The following is a 6,218-nucleotide window of genomic DNA, read 5'->3' as shown; positions in this document are numbered from 1 at the left end:
AGTTTCTCAACTCTTTCTTCCCCTCAAAACCCCCGAAACCAAAGCTCCGAAGCCCTCAGGGCCGGCCCGTTTCCGAGCGAGGCGGCTCTATACGGGCCGCTCTTTTCCGCCGCAACCGGATTCTGACCAAACCATGAAAATTCTCGCGGAGTCGGACTCTTCGAACCCGCGCCGGCGCCCGCTTCAGCCCGTCGCTATATAGGTTCTGAGGCTTTCGGCCTCGCGGGCGTGATCGGCGATCTGACATTTGACGACGTCGCCGATGGAGATGACGCCGACCAGCCGGCCCTCGCTCAGAACCGGCAGATGGCGAATCCGCCGGTCGGTCATCCGCCCCATCACGGCGGACAGGGTTTCTCCCGGTTCGGCGAAGATCACCCGGGCGGACATGTAATCGGAGACGGGACGGCCCAGGGCGTTGGGTCCGTCGACCGCCAGGGCCTTCACCACATCCCTTTCGGAAAAGACGCCGGCGACGGATTCGCCGTCACGGACGACCAGGGCGCCGACGCGTTTGCGCTCCAGCTCTCCGCACGCCTGCGCCACCGTCAGGTCGGACGCGATGGAGAAGACGGCGTTTCCCTTGGTCTTGAGGATCTCGGCGACGAACATCGCGGCTCCTTCTCTATGGTTAGGAGACGACCGCCGGGCCGGGATGGCGACAGGGCCGCTCGATAACCATGATCGCGCAGCCGCGCCCCGGAATCAAACGTCCGATTCGGGCCGGGCCGACGTCCCCATGGGCAAAGGCCCCTTGCCGAAGGCGCGGCCCAAGGGGCCGATGACCAGCAATCCGGCGATGAAGCCGAAGGCGTGGGCCTCCCAGGCGATGCGGGCGCCGTCCGCTCCCGGAGCATAGCCGATCAGCCCGGTGACGGCGTTGACCGCCATCCAGGCGATGGACGCCCCGATCACGCGCCGATCGAACAGGCTCAGCACCCTGCCCCGTCCGCCCATCAGGCGGGTCGCTGCTCCAATCAGGCCGAACACGGCCCCCGACGCCCCCACCATGGCCTCGGTCGAGCCCCAGTGGACCAGGCCGTAGCCCAGGGCCGCAACCACGCCGCACCCTATATAGAAGAGCAGGAAGACGGTCGGCCCGATCCGGTCGCCGAACAGCCGGGCCACCGGCGCGCCGAAGGCCAGGGCGCCGATCGCATTCATTAGGGCGTGGGTCCAACTGCCGTGCAGCAGCATGGCGGTGAACAAGCCGCCCCACCGCCCGTTCTGCAGATCGATGGGTGCGAAGGCCATGGCGGCGCCCATGTCCGGCAACTGGCGCTGGAAGAAAAACAGCACGGGCATCGACAGGGCGATCAGCACCACCGCGACCGGGGCGTTGAACAGTCTTTCGGACCTTGGCCCTTCTGAATTCGGGGGCGCTGCGAATCGGCCATCGGGGTCGGACATGCCTCACCAATGCGCAACGATTTCTGCGATCTCAAGCGCTTCTTAATAACCTTAACGCAGTTTGGGGTGCGGATCGTGGTTTCGGTCCGTCGTCCGTTTGCGCGCCAGGAGTATTATCCATGCCGGTCAAGAGGCTGATCGCCCCCCTGCCGACCGTGCTTGCGACCCTGTTCGTCGCCGCCGCCCCGTCTCTCGCCATGGCCCAGACGACGGGCTCCGGCGGCGCCGCCCGCTTCCAGCAGGGCTATGGCTCCGCGCGCAACCTGACCAACACCGCCGCCACCGGTTCGACCCGCGACGCCAACGGCAATCGCCTGATCGTCAACGGCCTCATCCAGTCCGGCGCCTCTTCCTATTCCAGCCAGTCCGGCGGCGTGGCCTCGGCCTATGCCGGGGCCGGCTCGTCTTCCGGCAACGGCACGACCATCGGCGGCTCCACCGCCATCGGCAATCAGTTGAACGTCGTGGTCCAGGGCAGCCACAACACCGTCATCGTCAATTCGAAACAGACCAACAACGGCGACATCAACGCCGGCACGGCCCTGAACGGAAACATCACCCTGCCATGAGCCGCCCTCCTCTCCTTCGCACCGGCGCCGTCGTGACGGCTGCGGCCCTGCTGCTCGCCGGCTGCGTCAGCCCGGTGGCCGGGCCGTCGGGCCAATATGCGACGCCGATCGGCAATGCGCCGGTCACGGCCAACCCCACCCCCTATTCGGCGGCGCTCTATTGCCTGGCCGACTACGCGCGCCGCTACAACCTGCCCTCGCCGCGCATGGCCGTGGGCCGGATCAGCGACTACACGGGCACGGTCTCGTCGGACGGCGGGCGCCAGATCACCGGCGGCGCCTCGCTGATGGCGAACTCGGCCCTGGCCAAGGCCGGCGCCCGGATCGTCGAACGCTACGACACCTCGGTGTCGGAGCTGGAGCTGCGCTACGCCAACAACAAGCTGATCGGCGACAACACCCCCGGCGCCCAGGGACCGGAAGACACCCAGTACCGCCGCATCCTGGCCGGCCAGGTGCCCGGTTCGGACTTCTACATCGTCGGCGGCGTCACCGAGGTGAACTACAACATCCGCTCGGGCGGCTTCGACGCCGCTGGAGGCCAGGTGGACAGCGACCGTCCCGGCTCGGGCATCGCCACCTACCGCACCTATGTGATGAACATCGCCATGGATCTGCGGCTGGTTCAGACCACCACCCTCGAGGTCGTGGACGTCGTCTCGTACCAGAAGCAGATCATCGGCCGCGAGATCTCGGCCGGGGTGTTCGACTTCCTGAACGGCAATGTCTTCGACATCTCGGCCGGGTCCGGCGGGATGGAGCCGACCCAGCTGGCTGTCCGCGCCCTGGTCGAACGGGCCACGGTCGAGTTCATGGCCAATCTCTATGGGGCGCCCGGCCCCGAAATCTGCCTCAACGCCGCCAACGACCCGCTTGGCGATTCCGCTGTCGGTCCGACCGGCGGCTATTATCCGGCCTACCCCACCACGGAGACGAACAATGGCCAGACCCGCGCCGATCCGTCTCGCTGGCATGATCGCCGCGACGGCGACGTTCGCCCTAGCCGCTACTGAGGCGACGGCGCAGGAGACGCCGCTCTGCGATCCGCAGACCGGCTCGACCTGTTCCAGCACCCAGACCCAGTCCGGCGACGTGACCGGGTCGGTGAACCTGAACGTCACGGTCGATCAGCTCGAGGTGACCAATTCGGCCACGGGCAATTCGCTCGCGGGCGGGATCGAGGATTCGTCCGGGTCCCTGACGGCGCGCCAGACCATGACCGGCGCGACACGCGCTGACACGACCCTCGTCCTGAACGGCGAGTCGGACGGGGTGATCGGATCGACGACCCTGGCGCGCGGCGATTATCTGGGCGTCTCCACTGACGGCGCGACCTTCGCCCTTGATGCGGCCCAGGTCGCGACCGGCGATGACGTCACCGCCCGCACCGTCGTCCAGTCGCCGACCGGCCATATGCTGGCCGGCGGTTTCGCCGGCACGGCGGCCGTCGCCAACAGCGTCGCCCTGGGCGGTCCGTCCTCCTCCATCACCGGCGCAGTCGATCAGTCGGCCCAGACCACCGTTCTGGCCGAGACGGTCGCCGACGTTCAGTACATCCCCGCCCCCGCCGACTTCTCGTCCCAGGCCGTGGCCAACGCCGTCCAGGCCTCGACCACCGGCGCCTCTCACCAGGATCTGACGGTGCGCCAGACCAACGCCGCCTCGACGATTGAGGCGCGGACCGACGTCTATGTCGACAACGCCTGGAACCTGGCCGCCCGCGCCAACGTCGGCGCCAACCAGACCGTCCTGTCCAACGCCGGCGGCTCCCTGGTCGCCGCGACCGACCAGACCAACCAGGGCCGGGTCCGCGCCGTCTCCCGGGCCCGGACCAATCTGCAGGGCCAGACCACCGTCTCGGCCCGCGCCGTCGCCAATGAAGTGATCGCCGGCAACACCGACATCTATCTGGCGCTGGACAACACTCAGCTGAACACCGGCGGGGTCGAGGCGACCGCGACCTATACGGGCGTCAGCGGCTATGACGCCTATGTCGGCGCCGAGGCCGTCGGCAACAGCGTCACCGGTTCCGCCTGTTCCCAGTGCGGCGGCGAGGTCAACATCACCAACAACCAGACCAACAACGCCGCCATCACCGCCACGACCAACGCCACCATCGGCTCCGGCCGCGCCGCCGTGGTCGGGACCACCGCCGTCGGCAACAGCGCGACCTTCTATGTGAGCCGTCCGGGCGGGTGAGGGGTACGGATTGGGCTGAGGAATAGACTCAATCCAATGCAAGAATGGAGTATCTTTTCGCCCATTCTTCGCGCTGGCGCGGGCGATGGGCAAAATTACGCTTCGCAGGAAACAGGGTGCCGCCTGCAAAAGAGTGCCCCTTCCCGCGATGCGGGCGGGAGGATTAAAAAAGGCATGGGTTTGACGGGGAAGTCGGGATGGAAGGCGGGTTTTCGCACTCGATATCCGAGCCAAACCCGCCCTCGGTTCGCTTGTCCAATTTGGTTACAATAAATCGACTAATTCTGAGAGACCGACGTGTTCCAACGACAGACGACGATTATTGTCGGTGCGGGCTGTAGCGCCGAATACAAGATGCCGGTCGGCGACGGCTTGAAGGATGCTATTGCCGATCAGCTTGAGCAGATCGGCCGCCGCAAGCGAGAAAACGGCTTTACTATCGTAACAAGCCAAGGCGCTGACGATACGCTGGTCGGAGCTATCACTTACGAAGGTCAGAAGTTTGGCGATAGGAACTGGGTTCAGATCGCCAATGGCATGGCGGAGGGCATACGCCACGCGCCATCTATCGACCGTTATCTCCACATTCACCGGGACAATCCAGCGAAGGTAAAGATCGGTAAGTTGGCTATCGCTTGGGCTATCCTGGCAGCGGAGGAGCGGAGCCTGCTAGCAGATGGCGTGAATTTGGCTGGCATCTCGCGGTCGAAGAAGGGGGAGCCGCATTGGCTCCAGCAACTCTTCAACCGGCTTCAGTCCGATGTCCCTTTGGGTGAGATTGAGCGGGCTTTCGACAGGCTGACGATCATCACATTCAACTACGACCGGTTGATCGAGCACTACCTGTTCCACGCTGTAAAAGCCCTTGGCGGGTTCGACGCGAACCAGACCGCCGCAGCACTATCCCATCTCAAGATTGTTCACCCCTACGGCAAGGTCGGGCGCCTACCATGGCAACCCGATGACGGCGGGCCCAGCCTTGCATTCGGTCGGAATGAAAACCTAGAGCCGCAGACGCTAAGGGACTCGGCAGAACGCCTTCGGACCTTCACCGAGACAGTCGAAGAAGAAAATCTGATTGGTGCCATCCACGACGGCATCTTAAACCCGAGCCAAATCATAATCCTCGGCTTCAGCTACCTGCGCCAGAACCTCGACCTGATGACTAGCGAGGGGACTTCCAAGGTCGAGACCATCGAAGCGACCTATTATCAAGAGTCGGACTCTAATCGCTTCATGGCCGACCGCGGTCTTCGCAACATGCTTCGTGGCAGCGCCAAACCTGAAATGGGCGACTTCGGCACCCGATGGCATAACACCACGGCGGGCGCTTTCATCCGTGACTTTGGGAATGAGATAGCCTCTTAGACGATAGACCGATTTAACAATCGGTTGGGAAAGCCAGCGCCATGCACACGGGTGCCTGCATTTAGATCAGCAGCGGATCATCCGAAGCTAGGAATGCTTTGACCGCTCAAAGGCATAGCCCAACAACTACAATATCGGCCCTGCATCGCGAATCGCAGGATAAGTGGGTGGACTGGACGACACCCCGTCACGACACCTTGGTCATAACCACCGAGCCTATTGTCTGACGCCCGAACGGGGGCAGGTCCAGCGCTGCGCCGCCTTCGAAGCGCGTCGCCGTGCGTCGCTTCAGGGCGAAGACGAGCGCGGGGCTGCCAGGGTCGGAGGTTTCAACATAGAAGAGGCCGTCTCGGACGGTGCACTGATCGTCACGGGCGCCGGGGTTCAGCTTGCAGCCGGCGATCCGTCCATCGCTGACCGCGACATCAAGCGTAAAGGTGTCAGGGGGTTCGGTCTGTGCGTTGGCTCCGCCGCGCGCTGGAAGGTCTCGAACAACGAGCGACCACGCCCCCTCAAGATCGCTGTCGTTCAATTTCTGCGACGCCGAAGGCGCAGAACAGCCTGCGAGCGCCGCGCACAGGAGAAGGCGGAGGGCCGACAGGGTGGTTCTGAAGACGCGCATGCACAGCCCTAGCTTGTGACTATACAGTTCCTTGAGTTGCAGCTCAGGTC

The 6,218-nt window shown here is 64.5% G+C and carries 7 protein-coding genes; 4 read left to right on the top strand and 3 right to left on the bottom strand.

Annotation, left to right across the window (positions count from 1 at the left end):
• Positions 1-183: 183 nt before the first annotated feature.
• Positions 184-612: a CBS domain-containing protein gene (locus ER13_RS15370; RefSeq protein ID WP_008261184.1), complete on the bottom strand. Its 429-nt coding sequence runs from the start codon at positions 610-612 to the stop codon at positions 184-186.
• A 93-nt stretch (positions 613-705) separates the two neighbouring features.
• The gene (locus tag ER13_RS15365) at positions 706-1,410 is read right to left on the bottom strand and encodes a rhomboid family intramembrane serine protease (RefSeq protein WP_035310632.1); all 705 of its coding nucleotides are present in this window, start codon (positions 1,408-1,410) and stop codon (positions 706-708) included.
• A gap of 119 nt (positions 1,411-1,529) precedes the next feature.
• Here ER13_RS15365 and hfaA point away from each other — a divergent pair, with 119 nt between their 5' ends.
• From hfaA to ER13_RS15345, 4 genes are all read left to right on the top strand, one after another.
• On the top strand, positions 1,530-1,979 hold the full coding sequence (gene hfaA, locus ER13_RS15360) for a holdfast anchoring protein HfaA (RefSeq protein WP_035310630.1): 450 nt from the start codon (positions 1,530-1,532) through the stop codon (positions 1,977-1,979).
• The gene (hfaB, locus tag ER13_RS15355; protein WP_035310629.1) at positions 1,976-2,992 is read left to right on the top strand and encodes a holdfast anchoring protein HfaB; all 1,017 of its coding nucleotides are present in this window, start codon (positions 1,976-1,978) and stop codon (positions 2,990-2,992) included. The genes hfaA and hfaB overlap by 4 nt, the downstream gene beginning before the upstream one ends.
• Positions 2,919-4,178, top strand: a complete 1,260-nt coding sequence (gene hfaD / locus ER13_RS15350; RefSeq protein ID WP_230307736.1) for a holdfast anchor protein HfaD — start codon at positions 2,919-2,921, stop codon at positions 4,176-4,178. The genes hfaB and hfaD overlap by 74 nt, the downstream gene beginning before the upstream one ends.
• Before the next feature lie 297 nt (positions 4,179-4,475).
• A complete protein-coding gene (locus tag ER13_RS15345) occupies positions 4,476-5,546 on the top strand; it encodes a hypothetical protein (RefSeq protein WP_035310626.1) in 1,071 nt (356 codons plus the stop codon).
• Between the two features lie 187 nt (positions 5,547-5,733).
• Here ER13_RS15345 and ER13_RS15340 read toward each other — a convergent pair.
• Positions 5,734-6,218, bottom strand: a 485-nt coding sequence (locus ER13_RS15340) for a hypothetical protein (RefSeq protein WP_035310624.1), incomplete at its 5' end; no start/stop codon positions are given.

The organism is Brevundimonas sp. EAKA, from assembly GCF_000698025.1.
Classification (GTDB): Bacteria; Pseudomonadota; Alphaproteobacteria; order Caulobacterales; family Caulobacteraceae; genus Brevundimonas; species Brevundimonas mediterranea_A.
The sequence above is the reverse complement of the archived record's forward strand: the minus strand, read 5'-3'. Positions and strand labels throughout refer to the sequence as shown.